Source organism: Paenibacillus sp. H1-7 (assembly GCF_022354825.1).
GTDB lineage: Bacteria > Bacillota > Bacilli > Paenibacillales > NBRC-103111 > Paenibacillus_S.
The window spans coordinates 7644471-7663664 of the sequence record NZ_CP031168.1; the positions used below are offsets into that span (position 1 = coordinate 7644471).

17 protein-coding genes and 1 pseudogene are annotated in these 19194 nt (G+C 51.1%); 8 read left to right on the forward strand and 10 right to left on the reverse strand.

Annotation, left to right across the window (positions count from 1 at the left end; translation table 11 throughout):
• Positions 1-353 precede the first annotated feature (353 nt).
• The 5 genes from DVH26_RS33680 to DVH26_RS33700 form a co-directional block, all read right to left on the reverse strand.
• Positions 354-557: a hypothetical protein gene (locus DVH26_RS33680; RefSeq protein ID WP_239629983.1), complete on the reverse strand. Its 204-nt coding sequence runs from the start codon at positions 555-557 to the stop codon at positions 354-356.
• Positions 551-802 carry a hypothetical protein gene (locus DVH26_RS33685; RefSeq protein WP_239629984.1) on the reverse strand — a complete coding sequence of 84 codons (252 nt, stop codon included), beginning with the start codon at positions 800-802 and terminating at the stop codon, positions 551-553. The genes DVH26_RS33680 and DVH26_RS33685 overlap by 7 nt, the downstream gene beginning before the upstream one ends.
• Positions 796-1071 (reverse strand): hypothetical protein, encoded by a 276-nt coding sequence (locus DVH26_RS33690; RefSeq protein WP_239629985.1) that lies wholly within the window; start codon positions 1069-1071, stop codon positions 796-798. The genes DVH26_RS33685 and DVH26_RS33690 overlap by 7 nt, the downstream gene beginning before the upstream one ends.
• 228 nt (positions 1072-1299) lie before the next feature.
• Positions 1300-3069: a B12-binding domain-containing radical SAM protein gene (locus DVH26_RS33695; protein ID WP_239629986.1), complete on the reverse strand. Its 1770-nt coding sequence runs from the start codon at positions 3067-3069 to the stop codon at positions 1300-1302.
• A gap of 107 nt (positions 3070-3176) precedes the next feature.
• On the reverse strand, positions 3177-3407 hold the full coding sequence (locus DVH26_RS33700) for a hypothetical protein (protein ID WP_239629987.1): 231 nt from the start codon (positions 3405-3407) through the stop codon (positions 3177-3179).
• A 302-nt stretch (positions 3408-3709) separates the two neighbouring features.
• Here DVH26_RS33700 and rlmD point away from each other — a divergent pair, with 302 nt between their 5' ends.
• The 4 genes from rlmD to DVH26_RS33720 all read left to right on the forward strand — a co-directional run bounded on the left by rlmD (position 3710) and on the right by DVH26_RS33720 (position 8590).
• Positions 3710-5152, forward strand: coding sequence for a 23S rRNA (uracil(1939)-C(5))-methyltransferase RlmD (gene rlmD, locus DVH26_RS33705; protein ID WP_239629988.1), 1443 nt, complete (start codon positions 3710-3712; stop codon positions 5150-5152).
• 299 nt (positions 5153-5451) lie between these two features.
• Positions 5452-6297: an SDR family oxidoreductase gene (locus DVH26_RS33710; protein WP_481857629.1), complete on the forward strand. Its 846-nt coding sequence runs from the start codon at positions 5452-5454 to the stop codon at positions 6295-6297.
• A gap of 485 nt (positions 6298-6782) precedes the next feature.
• Positions 6783-7964 carry a glycosyltransferase WbsX family protein gene (locus DVH26_RS33715; RefSeq protein WP_239635581.1) on the forward strand — a complete coding sequence of 394 codons (1182 nt, stop codon included), beginning with the start codon at positions 6783-6785 and terminating at the stop codon, positions 7962-7964.
• A gap of 173 nt (positions 7965-8137) precedes the next feature.
• A complete protein-coding gene (locus DVH26_RS33720) occupies positions 8138-8590 on the forward strand; it encodes a hypothetical protein (protein ID WP_239629989.1) in 453 nt (150 codons plus the stop codon).
• 441 nt (positions 8591-9031) lie between these two features.
• Here DVH26_RS33720 and DVH26_RS33725 read toward each other — a convergent pair.
• Positions 9032-9328, reverse strand: a pseudogene (locus tag DVH26_RS33725) (winged helix-turn-helix transcriptional regulator); the annotation flags it as partial.
• Positions 9329-9473: 145 nt separating this feature from the next.
• On the opposite strand from DVH26_RS33725, the gene DVH26_RS33730 reads away from it, so the two are divergent.
• On the forward strand, positions 9474-9983 hold the full coding sequence (locus DVH26_RS33730) for a dihydrofolate reductase family protein (protein WP_239629990.1): 510 nt from the start codon (positions 9474-9476) through the stop codon (positions 9981-9983).
• 123 nt (positions 9984-10106) lie between these two features.
• On the opposite strand, the gene DVH26_RS33735 is transcribed toward DVH26_RS33730, so the two are convergent.
• From DVH26_RS33735 to DVH26_RS33745, 3 genes are read right to left on the reverse strand one after another with little or no spacing between them, the layout of a single operon-like run.
• Entirely contained in the window at positions 10107-10331 is a 225-nt protein-coding gene (locus DVH26_RS33735; RefSeq protein WP_239629991.1) for a hypothetical protein, read from the reverse strand.
• Between the two features lie 28 nt (positions 10332-10359).
• Positions 10360-10623, reverse strand: coding sequence for a DUF5132 domain-containing protein (locus tag DVH26_RS33740; RefSeq protein WP_239629992.1), 264 nt, complete (start codon positions 10621-10623; stop codon positions 10360-10362).
• A gap of 55 nt (positions 10624-10678) precedes the next feature.
• Positions 10679-15421, reverse strand: coding sequence for a cation-translocating P-type ATPase (locus DVH26_RS33745; RefSeq protein WP_239629993.1), 4743 nt, complete (start codon positions 15419-15421; stop codon positions 10679-10681).
• A 181-nt stretch (positions 15422-15602) separates the two neighbouring features.
• On the opposite strand from DVH26_RS33745, the gene DVH26_RS33750 reads away from it, so the two are divergent.
• The 3 genes from DVH26_RS33750 (at position 15603) to ppk1 (ending at position 18648) form a co-directional block, all read left to right on the forward strand.
• The gene (locus DVH26_RS33750) at positions 15603-15812 is read left to right on the forward strand and encodes a hypothetical protein (RefSeq protein WP_239629994.1); all 210 of its coding nucleotides are present in this window, start codon (positions 15603-15605) and stop codon (positions 15810-15812) included.
• Positions 15813-15900: 88 nt separating this feature from the next.
• Positions 15901-16263: a glycine zipper domain-containing protein gene (locus DVH26_RS33755; RefSeq protein ID WP_239629995.1), complete on the forward strand. Its 363-nt coding sequence runs from the start codon at positions 15901-15903 to the stop codon at positions 16261-16263.
• Positions 16264-16518: 255 nt separating this feature from the next.
• Positions 16519-18648, forward strand: coding sequence for a polyphosphate kinase 1 (gene ppk1, locus DVH26_RS33760; RefSeq protein ID WP_239635582.1), 2130 nt, complete (start codon positions 16519-16521; stop codon positions 18646-18648).
• Positions 18649-18652: 4 nt separating this feature from the next.
• Here ppk1 and ytfJ read toward each other — a convergent pair whose 3' ends face one another.
• Complete coding sequence (gene ytfJ, locus DVH26_RS33765) at positions 18653-19048, reverse strand: GerW family sporulation protein (protein ID WP_239629996.1); 396 nt, start codon at positions 19046-19048, stop codon at positions 18653-18655.
• Between the last annotated feature and the right edge of the window lie 146 nt (positions 19049-19194).

The window sequence follows — 19194 nt, forward strand, 5'->3', positions numbered from 1 at the left end:
AGCAAAATTGGCTCCATTTGCGATGCGATCGGACAACAGATCCTTTATTTGGCCAAAATCGACCGGTTTCATTGGAAAAATCAGCGAATAACGGATCCTCTGTCCGATCACCCTCCAAAACCGGCAATTTGGGGGACAATAACGGATCTGCTGTCCGAAACTCCCTCCTACCAAATACGATGCCCATTTTTTAGTGTACCTCTTAAGGCATAAGTGTTCTATGAATAGTACCCATGGCAACAGTCAGATGGTACCGATTATGCTTCGCTTGGTCCAAGAATCATCTTTGCTGGGTGTATGCAAACCCTACTGGGTACTGAAGCTCCGGAATAAGACTTACGGTGAGTATTCCCCTACTTATCCCGCTCCTGCTCTTGCTCCTCTGCTCTTGCTCCTGCTCTTGCTCCTCTGCTCTTGCTCCTCTGCTCTTGCTCCTCTGCTCTTGCTCCTGCTCCTGTTCCTATTCCTGCTCCTACTACCGTTTCCGCTCTTGCTTTTGCTCTTGCTCCTGCTCTTACTCCTGCCCCTTCTGCTCCTGCTCCACCTCTGGTCAGCATCCGCTGCTGCTCTTGCTCATCTGCTCTTGCTCCTGCTCTTGCTCCTCTGCTCTTGCTCCTGCTCCTGCTCTAGCTCCTCTGCTCTTACTCCTGCTCTTGCTCCCCTGCTCTTGCTCCTCTGCTCTTGCTCCTGCTCTTGCTCCTGCTCTTGCTCTTGCTCTTGCTCTTGCTCTTGCTCTTGCTCCTGCTCTTGCTCCTGCTCTTGCTCCTGCCGCTTCTGCTCCTGCTCCGCCTCTGGTCAGCATCCGCTGCTGCTCTTATTCCTCTGCTCTCGCTCCTCTGCTCTTGCTCCTCTGCTCTTGCTCCTCTGCTCTTGCTCCTGCTCTTGCTCCTCTGCTCTTGCTCCTCTGCTCTTGCTCCTGCTCTTGCTCCTCTGCTCTTGCTCCTCTGCTCTTGCACCTGCTCCTGCTCCTGTTCCTATTCCTGCTCCTACTCCCGTTTCCGCTCTTGCTTTTGCTCTTGCTCCTGCTCTTACTCCTGCCCCTTCTGCTCCTGCTCCACCTCTGGTCAGCATCCGCTGCTGCTCTTGCTCATCTGCTCTTGCTCCTGCACTTGCTCCTCTGCTCCTGCTCTTGCTCCTCTGCTCCTGCTCCTATTCCTGCTCCTGCTCCGCTTCCTCTCCTGCATTCGCACCCTCTATCCTGCCCTATGCCGTACATCAACCTAAACCACGACCCGCCATGCCAAAAAAGCCCCGGAATCCCTGCATAGCAAGCAAGGATTCGGGGCTTTCCATCATGCGTCATGAAGTGGTCAAAGGCATTGACTTCATTGACATGGTAAAATATTGCGGTCGTGCCGAAGCGTATGGCGGGAAGTACATAATTAGCAGATGCTCCTCCTCCGTCTTCATCTCCCCTGCAGCCAAATAATGCTCCAAGTGGAAAGGAAGCACCTCCAGCATCACATGCTTGTGCAAATCCTTCTCTTGGATGCCTAGCGATGCGAAAGCTTCAGAGACCGATTCCGGACGGTCGGCCAATAGACGAAAATAATGGGATTGAGCTGATTTATCAAGCTTGAAGTCCCACCAAATTTTCCGCGGCTTGTACTTATGATTAAGGAAGTAATCGAGCTTCATCAAGCCCTCGATCCAATTCAGGCGGCCGGTTCCTCTATCCACAAGGAACGCATGCAGGCGGGTAAACAGATCCTCGAGCTGATGGCCGATTTTTTGCCAGCCGCGGCTCTCCCAGTAATCGCCGAACTGTTGGAAGAAATCGAAAGCCGAAGAAAACTCTTCGCGGATCAAATATTTCACGGTATGATCCATCCGATGGGCGTTCCAGTATTTTTCCAGCACGTCCTCTACCCGCTTAATTCTAACAAGGTCGGAAAAGGGTAAAATATCGTTGCCCAAAATCTCGTACGGCGAATGATCCATGAAACGATAGCCGTACTTCTCGGCATCGGCTCTCATGCCGGTTCCGCGAAGCATTTTCAAAAAGCCGAGCTGCAGCTCCTCCGGGCCCAGTTCGAAAACGTCATTGAACGTTTTGCGGAACGATTGGTAATCCTCCTCCGGCAGGCCGGCGATCAGATCAAGATGCTGATCGATTTTACCGCTTTCTTTGACCTTGGTCACCGTACGGGTCAGCTTGGCGAAGTTTTGCCGGCGTTTTACCAGACTATTGGTTAGATCGTTCGTAGACTGAACCCCGATTTCAAAACGGAATACCCCCGGCGGGGCATTCTCGGCCAAATAGTCCAGCACTTCGGGACGCATAATGTCTGCGGTAATCTCAAATTGAAACACGGTGCCGCGGTGATTTTGGATAAGAAATTCGAAAATTTCCATTGCATAATCCCGCTTGATGTTAAAGGTCCGGTCAACGAATTTGATTAGCTTCGCTCCGGATTCGATCAAATACAGCAGATCCTTCTTCGTCCGCTCCATATCGAAATAACGTACGCCTACCTCAATGGACGATAAGCAAAACTGGCAGCTGAACGGGCAACCGCGGCTCGTCTCGAAATAAACGACGCGATTGGCGAGACTTGGAACGTCCTCGGGAAAATGGTGCGGCGACGGGATATCGTCGAGCTTCAGCTTCGGCCGCGGAGGATTGATGATAACTCTGCCCTCTTTCCGGTAAGCCGCTCCAAATACGCTGTACATTTTGCGATCCCCATGCAGCTCCTGCAGCAGATGATGGAAGGTCTCCTCTCCTTCTCCCATGACGATGTAATCGACATCGGGAAGCCGGTTCATCCAATATTCCGTGTCATAGGAAACCTCAGGACCTCCCAGCACGATGATGAGCTCGGGATTGATCTTTTTCAGCATGCTGATGACCGTTATCGTCTCTTCAATGTTCCAAATGTAACAGGAAAAACCGATCAGATCGGGCTGCTTTTGATACAAGTCGGACACAATGTTCATGGCCGGATCTTTTATCGTATATTCCACAATGTCGATGTCAAAATCGTTTTGGCTAAACGCCTTCAAATATCGTAACGCCAGCGATGTATGAATATACTTCGCATTGAGCGTGGACAAGACTACCTTCATTTGTTTACCCTCATTTTTTCGCGAAATCTGTAGTATCTTTTATTTTACACGGAATCGAGAATGAACACAAAAAAAAGAAAATGGAACGACTTCTTCCATTTTCTCAGTTATAACAAGCTCGGTTGATTCGATTCGGTCCACAATGCTTCCGGAACCCATGCATTCAGCTGAAACTCGTCGTTGCCGGATTCTTTCCACAGATGAGCTTGGGACATAAGCTGCTCTTCCACCTGCTCCTTTTGTACGATAAGCTGCTCCGTGTTTCCTTCCGACTGTTTAATCGTTCTATGCAAATGCTGACGCTGCTCCATCCGTTTGGCCATTTGATATAAAATCATGCTGTAAACTCCCTTTCTTCTTATCATTCATTACAATTAGAATACGGTACGAAGATTAAGACAAGATTAGCGGAACATAAACGGATCGTTAAAAAATGGGTTCTGTTTAAACGTATTGTATCCCGGAATGTCGTCCATTATGTAAGTCCCAGGTAAAAAAAGCGGCAGCGTTTGCGGCCGGCACGGACGATAAGCGATTTTACATAAGTAAAGGCCTCGTTTTCTCCTGCCAGGCGAACGTGGTATAGTAGTATCATTCAACCGCAACACTTTACATTGAAAATAACGGAGCGATTTTATATATGACTGAACGTGCATTCAAATCATCAAAACCCGCACCCCAAGGAAAGCCTGGGGCCAACCGCCGCTCTGTTCAAGGCAATGGCGAGGATGTGAAGCCGGGCGACCGCATTATCGTCACAATCAAACGAATCGGGATCAACGGGGAAGGCGTAGGCTACTACAAACGAAAGGCCGTGTTCATTGACGGAGCGCTGCCGGATGAAGTCATCAAAGCCCAAGTGACCAAAGTTGAGGCCAATTATATTAACGCCAAGCTGACGGAAATCGAGAAAAAATCCCCCGACCGGCAAAAGCCCCCCTGTCCTGTCTACGACGAGTGCGGGGGCTGCCAGCTGCAGCATATGACGTATCCTGCCCAGCTGGGTGCCAAGGAGGAGCTTGTTCGCGAAGCGTTTCGCCGGTATGCCAAGCTGGAGGATGTACCGCTGCGTCCTATTCTGGGCATGGACGATCCTTGGGGCTACCGCAATAAAGCCCAGCTGCAAGCAGGCTTGCACAACGATCAAATGATAACGGGTCTGTATTCCGCCGGATCGCATCGGCTGATCGATATTTCCGGCTGTCCGATCCAGCATCCGGTCATTAATGAAGTTACGGCCCAAGTTAAGGATATTTTGACGCGGCTGCATATCAAGCCGTATCAGGAGCGTACCCGCAAAGGTACGGTGCGCACGGTAGTTACGCGGGTCAGCAAGCAAACCGGCAGTGTGCAGCTGACCCTAATTACGGCCACCCGCTCCCTTCCGGAGAAGGAGCGGCTGATTCAAACGATTCGCCGGGAGCTGCCGATTGTCACCACCATCGCCCAAAATATCAACCATGCGGATACACCGCTTGTTTTCGGCAATGAGACGATCGTGCTCTGGGGCGGCGAAAGACTGGACGAGCAGCTGGGCGAGCTTCGCTTCTCGTTATCGCCGCGCGCGTTCTTCCAGCTGAACCCGGAGCAGACTGTGAAGCTGTACAATGCTGCGAAGGAAGCCGCCGGTCTGAGCGGCCGGGAGCTTGTCGTCGACACGTACTGCGGTACGGGTACGATCGGGCTGTGGCTCGCGCCGCTGGCGAAGGAAGTGCGCGGCATCGAGATCATCCCCGAGGCGGTCGAGGATGCCCGCCGCAATGCGCAGTTGAGCGGAGCCGCGAACGCGTCCTTTTTCGTCGGGCGCGCGGAGACGCTGCTGCCCGAATGGGTGAAGCGCGGCATCCGCCCCGACGTTGTCGTCGTGGATCCGCCGCGCACCGGCTGCGATCGCGCGCTGCTTAGCGCCATCGCAGCCGCGAAGCCGGCACGACTCGTCTACGTGTCGTGCAATCCGTCCACCCTGGCTAAGGATTGCCAGGTGCTGCTCCAGAGCGGCTACCGGCTGGAGTGGCTTCAGCCGGTCGACATGTTTCCGCAGACGGCGCATGTGGAATGCTGTGCGTTGCTGGTAAAAAAATAATACTACATGCAGCACCCAGCTTAGTCGGCTTGGGTGCTGTATTTCTTTTTAAAGCCTGACATACCAGAAGGGTTACGGAGCGGCTCCCTCACTATCCTTAAACGGAATATTTTACACTGATGGCATTCTATAACATGATTCTAGTCATATTTTTAAGTTAGACCTGGATACTGAGCACCTGCACAAGGAGTAGCCTACGCAAAATAGGACTATTTAGCTTTCTTGGGAGGAGAATCATGAACCCATCTTATCCTGTTTATCCTTACATCGGCATGGTGTAACGGACAGTAACGACCCCGATAACATTCCCGCGGCAGCATCAGAATCGAGTGCCTGGCTTGGAATGGATGATGCATCCACGGCCTATTTTCGATTATGCAGGCTATGCAGGGAGCGGTAAACTGAAGGGGAAAGCTGCAATTATAACGGGTGGAGACAGTGGCATCGGCCGGGCGGTAGCCGTTGCATTTGCCAAAGAAGGCGCCGACTTAACCATTGTCTACTTTGATGAGCATCATGATGCACAAGAGACTAAACAATACGTGGAGGCACTGGGAGCACACTGCTTACTCCTATCCGGAGACCTACGGATTCCTGATGTCTCTATTCAGGCAGTGAAGCTTACCATCAGCACGTATGGGCGTTTGGATATTGTAGTGAACAATGCTGCCGTACAGCCCTACACAAGAAGCATCCTCGACGTTTCGGACGAACAATTGGAGAACACGTTCCGCACCAATATCTTCCCCTTGTTTTACATGACCAAAGCGGCATTGCCTTATTTATTACCGGGGAGTTCAATCATCAGCACCGCATCCAGGGTAGCTTATGAAGGAGATAAAGATGTGATTGACTACTCTGCAACCAAGGGAGCTATCGTCTCCTTTACCCGAAGCATGTCGCTATCGCTCGCCGATCAGTGGATCCGGGTAAATGGGGTGGCTCCCGGACCTGCCTGGTCTCCACTCACAGTAAGCACATACCCTGCCGAGCATCAATTGACCTTCGGGACCGACAATCCGATGGGGCGAGCAGTTCAACCCTTCGAACTGGCTCCCGCCTATGTTTATCTAGCCTCCAATGACTCCGCCTTTGTTACAGGTCAAATCCTTCATGTTAACGGAGGCAAAATCCGCTATACATAGACCTCCTTCCTGCTGGATTTTGAGCTTGCAGCTTCGCTATTGATCGAGCATGGAGCCGATGTCCATACCACAAACGTTAGAAGGAGACACGGCTTTGTCTCTTATTAGCAACCATAACGTGGCGGCTTCTTCGCCGGCAAGGAACGCTGCTCTAATTACTGGAACCGCTCAGCGGACGTCATTCTGGCGCCATCGTCAAGATGGCGATTTTTTTTGCCATAAAATCAATCGCTGCGGTGACAGCTAACCAAACAAAGCAAGAAAGGTGGACATATAGTAGAAGAGTATGCTTTGTGAAATGAACTGAAACATTAAAGAATCGAGGAGTGGAAGGCATGGTAAAAACCTCACCGAAGCGAAAATCTCCTGTCCGACCTAAAACAAACAGCAGCCGGCATTCAACGAAGCCTCGAACCTATGCTCAATCACGCTCAAACCAGAAGCGTAAACAAATAAAATCTGTGGTCAAGCTACCCAAAACACCGATGAAGTCGACGCAAATAAAGCCGAAAATTATTGCATTTTATCTCCCGCAATTTCATCGGATTCCCGAGAACGACCTTTGGTGGGGTGAAGGCTTTTCGGAATGGACGAATACGCGCAAAGCGAAGCCGCTCTTCCCAGGACATTATCAGCCAAGGGAGCCTCAAGGCGACCACTATTATGATCTGATCAATCCTAAAACAAAAAGCTGGCAAGCCGAATTAGCCCGGCACTTCGGCATTTACGGCTTCTGCTATTATCATTACTGGTTTAAAGGGAAGCTGTTACTGGAGACTCCGCTGCAGCAGATGCTTGAATCGGGCAAGCCGGACTTCCCGTTTTGTTTATCTTGGGCGAACGAGTCATGGACCAGGGGATGGGACGGCGCGGACCACGAAGTCCTAATGCCTCAGCAGTACGGTAACAAAGACGATTGGAAGCGTCACTTCGAATACTTATTGAGGGCTTTTAAGGATCCGCGCTACATTCGAGTGAACAATAAACCGCTATTCGCCATTTATCGTCCGGCTACTATTGAACATTGCACGGCTATGATGAACTATTGGCAGCAGTTGGCCAGACAGCACGGCCTAAAAGGCATTCATTTTGTCGAGACGCTGAGCGGATTCCCCCGCAAGCCTATGGACGGTTTTCAAGCAAGCTTGCAGTTTGAGCCGTTATATACCACAACCCACGATCTTCCGGAGAACGCCTTCTCAGAGATCGTTATTAGAGAGAGCTCGATGGAAACTGACGAGAAAAAGCTGAGGTTGTACAGCTATGACAACATATGGAACCGGATAATAGCCCGTGAAATCCCCTCTTCCGGCAAGCCGTCATACTTGGGGGCTTTTATAGACTGGGATAATTCCCCGAGAAAAGGGGAAAATGCCTCCTTTATTTACAATGGAGCCACGCCTGCAAAATTCGGAGCCTATCTACAGCAGCAGCTCGGAAGGGCTAAGCGATCAGGAACTGAATTTGTGTTTATCAACGCATGGAACGAATGGGCGGAAGGAACCTACCTGGAGCCGGATAAAATATTCGGACTGCAATATTTGGAGGCGGTAAAGCATGCATTGGAGAGTGAGTCGGTATGGCCCTTGAACCGTACTTCTCAACCTCAGAAACGCAGACCAAAGATGCGGACAAGGAAAACACCGCTAAGTAACAAACATAAATAAAGACCAGCATCGCAAGATAACCTATTCTCTATTGCTGTTTACAACCTGAATAAAAATTGGGGTCTTTTTTTATTGCCATTTTTTCAAAAACTACTTATATACCTAAGAACTATCAAATGGGTTCGCATATTCTATTATTGGAAGTCAATCTAGCAAAGAAAGGATGGATAGATATGCCGACTTTTGATAGTATCAATGTAACCGGAAATGCAGAAGTTCAGGGTGATTTTCAAGTTGACGGTAACCAGACAGTTCAAGGCGACTTTCAAGTTAATGGGAGTCAAACGACACAGCAACACTTAGGTGTAGGAGGAAGCTTAGCAGTAGACGGTACCACTATATTAGGCGCCGGAAGTACACCAATTGTTGGTCATTTAAGTGCAACTGTTTCCCTATCTTGGCTTACTCTTAGTGGTAATAGCAGCAACGTTCAAAATGTTGTGATACCTGGCGTAGCATTGGGTGATAATGTATATGCTTCAGCAGATGGAGGAATGTTCAATATTGTATGGGTTGCCTATGTAGTTGCTGCTAACACGGTTCAAATTCAGATTTCAAATATTTCAAATAATCTTTTACAACCTCCTACAAGAAATTGGCACATTGATGTTTGGAAACATTCTTAATCTTCTCAAACTCCAATACTAGGCATTTCTTTAGGTCAACCGTAGCCTTACGGTTGACTTATTTTATTTAGGTAATATAACACAGCAGGAATGATTCCAATTATTCCAATAATAGTAGTTTACTACTATGTATTTAGGCTTTTTTCCTTTCCAATGGCGCCTTTTTAAGGGGTGAACCTTCTCTTATGCAGAAGTGCTTCTCTGTATCCTCACCATATGGCCTTCACGAATAGAAATTACGTCGTCCTGCTCGGAATGAAGTTGTATTGAGCAATGAGGCCCGGGACTCCATTCGTATATCCCCCCGATCCACGTGTGCCCGAATTTCACTTCCATATAACAGCCGCGGCGGACCGGCTCGCCTCCGACGACATGCACCGGCTCCTCCCCTTCCCTTCCATGGCCCAGCTCGATGGGAGCTTCAACGATATCGGTACCAGGTTCCAGCCAAGCCTTCATTGCAGCAAATATCGGCTGCAAACGCTGCCCTCGCTCGGTTAGATCGTACTCGACGTGCAGAGGCACCTCCGTGAAGAGAGTCCGCGTCAAAATGCCCTGCTCCTCCAGCATTCGCAAACGATCGGTAAGTGTTTTCGGGCTAATCGGATCCAAGGCGCGGCGCAGCTCCCCGAATCGTTTTACCCCATTAAATAATTCGCGAAGGAGAAGCAGCGTCCATTTCCCCTCCAGCATTTCCAGCACCGGCTCTATAGAGTCTGAGCATTCCTCGTTAATCATCCGTTTATCCCCTTAGTTCATTTTTTGAAACTATTGCACTTTAATGTAACTACTTTTCAAATATACCATGGGGGATTATTCTTGTGGAAGGAGCTGCAATAAATTAAGCAGCTTGCAAATCAATAGTAAAATGGAGGAATGTATAATGAAAACGATTCTATGGGCAACATTAACCGCTAACGGTAACTATGCGCAGTCTAGTCCTGACAACCCGCCAAAAAAAGAAGCTCTGGGCGATTTCGCAGCCCAGGCCAAAGCCGCCGGTAATTTCATCGTCGGCCGCCGGACATTCGAGAGCATGCTGGCAAGCGGCGGAGGCTCCGGCTTCGAAGGGATAGACATCGTGGTCTTATCCCGGAAGACTCACGATATTTCAGGCGTAACGTTCGCGGGGTCTCCGCAGGAAGCGCTTCGCTGCTTACAAAATAAAGGCCATCATACCGCTCTGCTTGCGGGCGGCGCAGATCTGCACAACGCTTTTTTGAAGGAGAGGCTTGTGGATGAAATCCTGTTTAATGTCGCACCCGTTCTGGAAGGAAAAGGACTTCAACTGCTGATTGACACAGATCGCTATCAATACAAACAGGTTGAGCTGCTGGATTCCAAATCCCTTGGAGGCGGCGTGATCCAGCTGCGCTACGCAGTAGGCAAGTAATGGGCGAACCAACGCAAACAAGGAACTCTTGTCCGTCCCAGCAATAAAGCTGCAGACAGTAAGCAGTTCCTTATTTCGGTGCATGATGAAACAAGTGTTCCATCCGACAGGCCCTTCGGCTGCTTATCGGATACGCGGGAACGTAATCCAACCGAGCAGGTTGATTCTCGACTTCTTTCCTTTTTCCCGGACTTGGCTTATAAATTCGCCGAGAAAGCTTTCCCATTTCAAGCCGATTTCTTTTTTGGCGCTGTCGTTTTCCAGAACGGTTCTCACGCTCAGATTTAATGCCGTTTCCAGATGCGCCAGAGCTTCGCGCAAATGGAAATCGATATTTTGCTCCGTCATGACAAAATACTCCTCACCTATCATGTGTTCATTGCTCGTCGGAATCCAGCTGCGCAATTTCCTTATCCAGCTGCCGCTTCATTCTTTCGAACTGCGCTTCCGCGAATATATCTTCGACCTCTTCTCTTGCCACCTGAAGCATCGATTTGGCGCGATCCAGTAATCCCGCTTCGCCCGGATTGCCTGCGGGAACGAGCGGCCGCAAGGCCGACTTGGCGATCGGCAGCAGGGCGGAAGCGGCGAACGCAAGCGAAGCGCCGATGATGATTTTCTCGAGATTTCTTTCCAGCATTAGTCATCCCTCCGGTAATAGACGCTCTGCACAGACAGCACGGATGCTGCCTATGTTAAGCGGCTGCATGAGCAAAGTCCGGCGCGGTGTGGATCTTATCGTCTCCTTGCTTGCTTCGCAGAAGAGCCAGCACCGGCTTCGATAACAGTGATACAGAGCCCGCTACCCCCAAAACAGGGATCCAATGCCTCAATGCAAGCGGCGCCGTATGGAAAAACCCTGCCAAAGACGGTATATACAAGGCTCCAAGGAGTGCGATCCAGGAGACTCCCAGCGCGCCCAGCAAAAACCGGTCTTTAGTCCAATCGCGAACCGTTTCTTGCGAGCCCTCCTGACGCCACGAAAAGGTTTGGAACAATTGTCCGGCGACCAAGGTGGCGAAAGCGATACTTTGAGCAACAGGCAAAGGCACACCTGAAGCAAGGCTTACGGCAAATAAGCCGACGGCCCCTACGCCGAGGAGCACTCCGCGGGTCACTACTTTCTGATACAGCTCTTTATCGACGATATCCTGCCGTTTCGTCTGCTTGGTTTTGTTCCCGGGATTGACCGCCAAAATCATCGCAGGCAAAGCATCCGTGATCAAATTCATCAGCAAAATCTGGATCGGCACCAGAGGGATAGGAAGTCCTGCCATAACTGCGGCGCTGGTGACGATAATCTCGGCCAAATTGCCGGTTAGCAAGCAGCCCAGCGCTTTGCGGATGTTGCTGATAATGGTCCGGCCTTCTTTGACGCCGTCCACAATCGTCCCGAAATGGTCCTCGGTCAGAACCATATCCGCCGTTTCCTTGGTCACTTCCGTCCCGGTTCTGCCCATCGCAATCCCGACGTTGGCCTGCTTGATGGCCGGAGTATCGTTGATTCCGTCCCCGGTCATAGCAACGATGTGACCGCGTTGCTGCAAAGCTTTCACAATGCGCAGCTTATGCTCCGGTGTAACCCGCGCAAAGATGGAGATCTGCTCCACCGTCCGGGTCAGCTCCTCGTCCTGCATCCGGTCAAGCTCGTGACCGGACAAGACGCTGCCGGCTCCAGTGGCGATCCCCAGCTGCTTCGCGATAGCTATCGCAGTAATCGGATGATCGCCGGTAATCATCACCGGCTTGACCCCCAATGCCAGCGCTTCACGGATGCTGTTCTGCACATCCGCCTTGGGAGGATCCATCATCCCCGCCATACCGATATAGATCAAGTCGTCCTCATCTATTCCTTGCTCACCGGCGTCCTCGTCGACCTCACGGTAGGCAAAGGCAAGCACGCGAAGCGCGTCGGCCGATAGCTGCTCGTTTTGCTTCAAAATATGCTGCTTCTGTTCATCCGTCAGCGGGTAGACGTTTCCGTCCTTTTGATATCTGCTGCAATGACGGACTATCGCCTCCACCGCGCCTTTGGAGAATACATAGCATTCCTTCTCCGTTCGAGTATCTTTGCAGACGACGCTCATTTTTGCCGTCCCCGAGTCGAACGGAATTTCAAGCCCGCGATGCCAGTGGGACAAGTCCTTCTCCCATAACCCGCTCTTCGCAGCCAGCGTCAGCAGCGCCCCTTCCGTAGGGTCGCCCTTGGCCGTCCACCGGCCATCCTCCTGCTCCAGCCGGCTGTTATTGCACAGAACGCAAATTTCCAGCAGCCGCTGCAAATCAGGGTTATTGCGGCTACCGGCATCATCGCTTACGGCAGCCAAGGCTGCGGCCGTTTCCGGGATGCGCTCCTCCAGCGTTCCGGTCGGATCGTACCCGTCTCCGGTTATCTCCCAGCTGCGATTTACCGTGGACAGCACCTTCACGGTCATTTCATTTTTCGTTAACGTACCGGTTTTGTCCGTACAGATAACGGTGGTTCTGCCCAATGTTTCCAAGGAAGACAGCTTGCGAATCAGGGCGTTTTTCTTGGCCATACGATAAATGCCTGCGCTCAAAGCGATGGTGATCGTAACCGGAAGCCCTTCGGGAATGGCTGAAGCAGCCAATGCGATGGAGGTCGATACCATTTGGGTAACCGAGACTCCGCGCAAAAGCCCTGTGACAAAGACAAGGCCTCCTGCTACTAGAGCCCCTTTCATAAACTTTTTGCTGATAGACGTTACTTTTTCCTGTAAAGGCGTGACTTCTTTTTCTTGAGTCTTCAATAAGGACATCAAATGGCCCATTTCCGTATTCATCCCGGTGTTGACCACGATGCCGGTTCCTTTGCCTCCGCACACGTCGCTGCCCATAAAGAGCATATTGCTTCTCTCGGCCAGAGGGCAGTCCTCCTGCAGCGGAGCTTCCTGCTTTTCTGCGGGAAGCGATTCTCCGGTCAGCGCAGCTTCGTTGACTCTTAAGCTCCAGGAACGGAGCAGGCGGATATCCGCAGGAACGCGGTCCCCCGCTTCCAGGCATACGATATCTCCCGGCACCAGCTCGGCGGCGGACATTTCGACTTGCTGGCCGTCACGGATCGTTTTGCATATCGGAGACTGGAACTGGTTCAGCCCTTCTACGACCTTCTCCGCTTTGCGTTCCTGTATCGTTCCTACAGCCGCGTTAGCAAGCAAAATGGCCCCCATGGCCAAACCGTCGAACAAGCCTCCGGTAAATAAAGCAAGAACAGAGGTGCCGAGCAATATTAACGTGGTAAACTCCTTGAATTGGCCTAAGTAAGACAGGAGCCACGGAGTCGGCTTCCTGCCGTCTAAGCGGTTCCAGCCGTAGAGGCTTCTCTGTGCGGCAATTTGCTCCTGACTTAGCCCTTGCAGCGGGTTAACACGAAGCTCTCCCGTGATTCGGTCGGCCGGTAATGCATGCCATGCTGCAGCAGCTTCCGCCGTCGCGGCAATTTCTGCGAATACCGAGGATCGTGGCAGCAAAGGCTGCGATTCGCTTACTTTTTTCGTTCTAGACATAAATACCAGCGACAGCGCATCGGCCGTCAAATTTACAATGGGGGCGCTTAACACGCCGAAGGTAGCTAGTGCGCCTCCCACCCAATTCCACTTCTTGGTTAGCTGCGCATGCTGATGGACCGTACGGTCGATTCGCTCAGCGAACCGGGCGCTTTCCTCCAGCCCCTTCAGCTCGTGGACGGCAATGGACGGAATTCCTGCTTCCTTCAAAACAGAGCGGTTCTCCGGCTCCGATCCGGTAACCAACAGTACCTCGTCGCCCTGCTGCTGCATGACGGCGATTCTTTCTATCCATTCCCCGGGCTCCAGCGTGCTCCAGCCAGTATCCCAATGATACTCGGACAGGGCCGCGTCACTTAAGCCTGAGCTGTTGCGCAGAAGACCGATACGCCAGCCGTTTCCGCTTAACGAAGCGGCGGCAAGGCCGTATACATTCGGGTCTGCTTCCTGATGCCGGACGATCAGTCCGAGACATTGTCCTTGCTTCTGATCATGCTTGCCGACAAAAAGAACGCCGCAGCCTTTGCGCAGCAGCCTTCGTGCCTTCAACTCAAACGGAGTGCAGTCGATGCCGTTCTCCTGCAAATATTTGTAGCTGCCGAGCAGAACTCGGCTGTCGTTAATTTTACCTTGAATCCCCTGCTCGTTCTCCGTCACATGAAAAGCGGTTCGGATCGTGCGGCAGGTTTGCTTTGCTTTATTCCATATCTCTTCTCTCCACGGATGGTTCATTTTCTCCATCAACGAAGCTGCATAACAAATAATTTTGTCCGAGTCTTCCTCCTCCGCAGTGAGGCATTCGATCTCTTCCATCTGCGGTCTATGTAATAGGAGCGAAGCGTCTTCTATTAGTAATGTTCGCGTTCTTGCAAGCTGAGCTAATGAGCCTTTGGCCGGAATGACATAATTTCGCTCGTTCGAAACCTGCTCCGCCTGCTTCCAGGCGCATTGGGCGGGAATTGTCATCGGCCGCGGATTTGCTGCCAGCAGCACGGCGATAGCCCGCAGCGGATTGCGGGTGACGGCCCAAGTAATTCCTGCGGCGATCATCCCCCATTTGCCCGCTTTTTCGCTGTATCGTTGAATGTCGGGCGACAACGCAATCTCTTTGCCCTGGAGCAGCGATTGGCTCCGCCTCCAGTTTACATACTGCAGGATGCTCAGCCCGGCCAGCACCACCAGATTTTCACGCACGAGCGCCAAGGCGAGAGCGCTTGTTCCCAAGACGAGATCCGAATTGATTTGTTTCTTGTCCGCCAAAGCCTGTACTCCCCTCTTAAGGAAGGGATAGCCCGTGACGACCGATACTAGAGCCGACATATAAAAGGGAGCCGGGCTTCCGGCCAATGTGGATCGTCCCGTAATAAGCTGCTTGACTCCCAGAGCCGCCAAACCGCCCATGGATAAAGCCAATGGAAGAGGAAGCTTCTCTTGAGGAGATTGAGCCGCAGAGTCCGGCGGCTGAGGGAGCGTTCTTAAATCTTCCGGAAGCTCGTGCTCCACGGCAGCGGCTGCTTCCTGCTCCGCAGGCTGCTCCATTTCCAGGACCGCCTGTTCCCGCTCTGCAGGTTGCTCCATTTCCGGAACCGCTTGTTCCCGCTCCGAACCGGAAAGCTCCCGCTCAGACCCGCACGGTTTAACCATTGAAGCCGAAGCCTCCTGCACCGGCTGCCCGCTTTCCACTTCACGAATCAGCTGAAATATATGCTGGACCGCGATTTGCTTTTCATCATATACAACCAGCAATCTGCCGGAAATGATGCAGGGCTCGGCTTTCAAAATCCCCTTGCACCAATGAAACGCGGTACCGATCCTTTCTGCAACCGCCCGATTCCCCTTTAAGCCGCAGATTTCTATTCGAATTCTGCCGGGCAATATTCTCAGAAATCTGTCTTTACTATTAGAAGACATCCTTTACTCTCCTTATCCAAAAAACGTCAAGCAAAATTTAGTGATTGGACTAGTATTTTTAGCTCCAGACCGAATTATGCATCGTTGGCACGATAAATTTCGATAGGAATAGAAATTGCATTTTTATGGAAGCCTGATTATAAATTGCATTGAGACAAAATAATGGAAAGGTGAGTTTATTATGGCTAAATTACTTCCATATGGTATCGCGCTGGCGGCAGCCGGAGTGCTTTTCGCAGTTTCACCGGAGGCGAGAAAGGCCGCACGTAAGCTTGCGGTAAAAGGGGCTGGAGCCCTGCTTGAGATAACGGATCAAATCAAGGAAGCTTCGTCCCTTCTGCAAACTAAGAGCACAGAAAACGACAAATCGACGGAGCATCGGTTAGGATAATTCTCCTTGATTATTCCAGTTATAGTTTTCAATAATGGTGGCACAATTTTAATCACAATCTTATTTATAACTTAAGGAGACGATGGATATGTGGCAAGGCGGATCCCTTTGGACAGGGCTTATCTCTGGGGGACTGACTCAACTCCAAGACACCAGAAGCTTAACCAGCGGAGAAATGGACAAGAAGCAATATGCGGTGAAAACATCCGGTAACGTAACCGGCGCTTTAGGCGTTATGGCCGGAGTGGAGTATGGAGCCCTTCTCGGAACGAGTGTGATGCCGGGTGTAGGCACAGTAGTCGGCTCGATTGTCGGGGGTTTGCTTGGCAACAGCCTTGGACAAACTATCGGTCAACAAGCGGGACAGGCTCTTGTAAACAATCCTTTAGTGAATAATATGGCAAGGTCCGCGGTCCATACAACAGAGGAAGTATTGCCTAACCAGCAATAACGGGCTGAGTTTATACAGCTTTCATAATAACTCGCTAGGTCGTATAGCGGGTTATTTCACTTCTCTTTACATTCCGTATAGGAGCTGTTGGCTATGTTAAATCAGGATCAAGAGGAATCGGTAATTTCGTTTCGCTGCAGCGCAACCTGGCAGCTGTTTCAAAAGCTCAGATCGATCTTGTTTCGAAAATAAGTTTGGGCGGTGTTGGCTATAGTGGAAACCATAACAGACCTGACGATAGCGGATAACCGCTATATGAACCGCGAGCTCAGCTGGCTGCAGTTCAACCGGCGCGTTCTTCAGGAAGCGGAACATCATAGCACGCCGCTGTTGGAAAAAATGAAGTTTCTATCCATCGTGTCCACCAATTTGGATGAGTTCGTCAGCATTCGTGTAGCGGGAATCATGGATAAAGTGAAATCAGGCGATCGTACCGCCGATTTTACAGGCTATGTGCCGGAAGCGCTGCTTCGCAAAAGTATCGCAATGATAAATACATTGGTCGAGGATCAATATAAGTCGTTTCATCAGGTTTGCGGGCAGCTTAAGGATAACGGAATTATGTTTACGGATATGGAAGCATTGGATTCTGCCGAGCTGCAGAAGCTGGAGGAGTATTATATGGAGAGCATTTTGCCGGTGCTGACTCCTTTGGCGGTGGACCGCAGCCGTCCTTTTCCATTGCTTCGCTCCAAGAGCATCTATATCGCAGTCATTTTAAAGCAGCGGAAAACGGATCCGGATTCGGAAGCCCATCTCGCACTGGTCGAAATCCCGGCGAATCTGCCTCGCTATATCGAGGTTTCCTCCACGGAAGGTCATCCTGAGAGACGGTTTATTCTCATAGAAGCACTGATCAAACAACATATTCATAGGCTGTTTACGCAATATGTACCGGTCTCCCTCCATGCCTTCCGCCTGACCCGAAATGCGGATTTGACGCTGGATGAGGAAGGCGCAGAGGATTTGCTGGATGAAATGGAAAGAGCGCTGCAAACCCGAAGATGGGGAGCACCGGTGCGTCTGGAATTGGAGAACAGCTTTAATCCTCATGTGCTGAAGCTGCTGGAAGCGGAGCTGGAAATCGACGACGATCATCTCTTGCTGACAAGCAGCGGACCTATTGATTTAAGCTTTCTGATGGATTTCTCCTTCTCGTTGTCCGGATACGATCATTTGAAATACCCGGCATTCAACCCGATCTATCCGCAGGAACTGAGCCATGCCGATTTCTTCTCGGTGCTGCGCAGCCGGGATGTCATGGTATTTCATCCGTATGAATCGTTTGACTGCGTGAATGATTTTGTGCAGCAGGCCGCTAACGACCCGTCCGTTCTTGCTATAAAAATGACCTTGTACCGCTCCAATGGCGATTCCCATATTATTCAGGCGCTGAGCCGCGCTGCGGAAATGGGCAAACAGGTGACCGTTGTCGTCGAGCTCAAAGCGCGCTTCGATGAAGCGAGAAACATTGAATGGGCCCGCAAATTGGAGCAAGCCGGCTGCCACGTCGTATTCGGGCTGGCGGGCTTGAAGATTCATGCCAAGATGACGCTGGTAGTACGCCGGGAAGCCGGATCCTTGCAGCGTTATGTGCACGTGGCAACCGGCAATTACAATGAGGTCAGCGCCCGTATTTTTACGGATATCGGCCTTTTCACCTCCAATCCGCAGATCGGAGAAGACGTAGCCAATTTATTTAACAAAATTACGGGATTCGCCGTTCCGAGCTGGAACTGCCTGAGCGTGGCTCCTACGCATCTAAAGCAGCAGCTGTTCCAATGCATACAACGGGAAGCGGAGCATGCTTCCGCAGGCAAGCCGGCTCGCATGATCGCCAAAATGAATGCATTATCCAACCGTGAAATGATTGATATGCTCTACTCCGCTTCGCAGGCCGGTGTGCATATCGATCTGATCGTCCGCGGCATCTGCTGCTTGCGGCCGGGAATTCCCGGCTTAAGCGAGAACATTACGGTACGCAGCATCGTAGACCGGTTTCTTGAGCATTCGCGAATCTTTTATTTCGAAAATGACGGCAGTCCGCAAATTTGGCTGTCCAGCGCAGATATGATGACGCGAAATCTAGACCGTCGGATTGAATTGATGTGTCCTGTTAGCGACACGGAGCAGAAGTCCCTTCTCTTCCAATTGCTTTCGCTGCTGCTGGAGGACAATGTAAGAGCGCGGCAGCTGCTTTCCGACGGGCAATATCGAATGGTGGACAACGAAGCCCCCCGCGTCCGAAGCCAATCCGACGCCAAGCTGCTGATCGACAAGAAAAACCGGCTCGCCGACCGTCCTCAAGACGAGTCATCGGCTGCCGGCTTCCCATTCGAAACCTATGCGGATGAGCAACAGCCCGGATCCGTTATGTATCACTAGCTGCTCACGGCTTCTCTGTATATTGAAGAAGGATGGCCTGAAGCTTATCCAATAGCTGTGGGGCTAAATCGAGCATTTTGCCGTACAGGCTGTTTCCCTGCTCCAGCGAAACCGTCTGCACCCCGTTCTTTCCTATGATCAAAAAAGCCAGCGGCGTTACGGACACTCCTCCCCCGGTACCGCCGCCAAACGGCTTTCCCGCCTCAAGGTGCTCCCGAGAATACATTCCTAGCTCGCTCCCTCCCGCAACAAAGCCATAGCTCACTTTGCACACCGGAATAATGATGCTTCCGTCCGGGGCGACAACCGGATCCCCCACGGCCGTATTGACACTGACCGTTTCCTTCAATTGCTGCATCGCCGTTTGGACAAACGAATGTAATGGATGCTCTGATGGCATATTGGCTGTACCTCTCGATATCGTTCTCGATAAGCTTTACAAGCCAGTGTAGTCATCCTCCATACAGATTAAACGAATAAACAACTAAAAAACAAAAATGACCATTGTAATCAAAGGGCAAATAATTTATAGTTTTGGGGTAAAGG

Excerpts from the sequence above, each read along its gene's own strand:
- DVH26_RS33740 (WP_239629992.1), bottom strand. The coding sequence starts at position 10,623 with ATGCTGGAAAGAAATCTCGAGAAAATCATCATCGGCGCTTCGCTTGCG.
- DVH26_RS33730 (WP_239629990.1), top strand. The coding sequence starts at position 9,474 with ATGAAAACGATTCTATGGGCAACATTAACCGCTAACGGTAACTATGCG.
- ytfJ (WP_239629996.1), bottom strand. The coding sequence starts at position 19,048 with ATGCCATCAGAGCATCCATTACATTCGTTTGTCCAAACGGCGATGCAG.
- DVH26_RS33685 (WP_239629984.1), bottom strand. The coding sequence starts at position 802 with ATGCTGACCAGAGGCGGAGCAGGAGCAGAAGCGGCAGGAGCAAGAGCA.
- DVH26_RS33695 (WP_239629986.1), bottom strand. The coding sequence starts at position 3,069 with ATGAAGGTAGTCTTGTCCACGCTCAATGCGAAGTATATTCATACATCG.
- ppk1 (WP_239635582.1), top strand. The coding sequence starts at position 16,519 with ATGAACCGCGAGCTCAGCTGGCTGCAGTTCAACCGGCGCGTTCTTCAG.
- DVH26_RS33720 (WP_239629989.1), top strand. The coding sequence starts at position 8,138 with ATGCCGACTTTTGATAGTATCAATGTAACCGGAAATGCAGAAGTTCAG.
- DVH26_RS33755 (WP_239629995.1), top strand. The coding sequence starts at position 15,901 with ATGTGGCAAGGCGGATCCCTTTGGACAGGGCTTATCTCTGGGGGACTG.
- DVH26_RS33680 (WP_239629983.1), bottom strand. The coding sequence starts at position 557 with ATGCTGACCAGAGGTGGAGCAGGAGCAGAAGGGGCAGGAGTAAGAGCA.
- rlmD (WP_239629988.1), top strand. The coding sequence starts at position 3,710 with ATGACTGAACGTGCATTCAAATCATCAAAACCCGCACCCCAAGGAAAG.
- DVH26_RS33745 (WP_239629993.1), bottom strand. The coding sequence starts at position 15,421 with ATGTCTTCTAATAGTAAAGACAGATTTCTGAGAATATTGCCCGGCAGA.
- DVH26_RS33690 (WP_239629985.1), bottom strand. The coding sequence starts at position 1,071 with ATGCTGACCAGAGGTGGAGCAGGAGCAGAAGGGGCAGGAGTAAGAGCA.
- DVH26_RS33700 (WP_239629987.1), bottom strand. The coding sequence starts at position 3,407 with ATGATTTTATATCAAATGGCCAAACGGATGGAGCAGCGTCAGCATTTG.
- DVH26_RS33735 (WP_239629991.1), bottom strand. The coding sequence starts at position 10,331 with ATGACGGAGCAAAATATCGATTTCCATTTGCGCGAAGCTCTGGCGCAT.
- DVH26_RS33715 (WP_239635581.1), top strand. The coding sequence starts at position 6,783 with ATGAAGTCGACGCAAATAAAGCCGAAAATTATTGCATTTTATCTCCCG.
- DVH26_RS33750 (WP_239629994.1), top strand. The coding sequence starts at position 15,603 with ATGGCTAAATTACTTCCATATGGTATCGCGCTGGCGGCAGCCGGAGTG.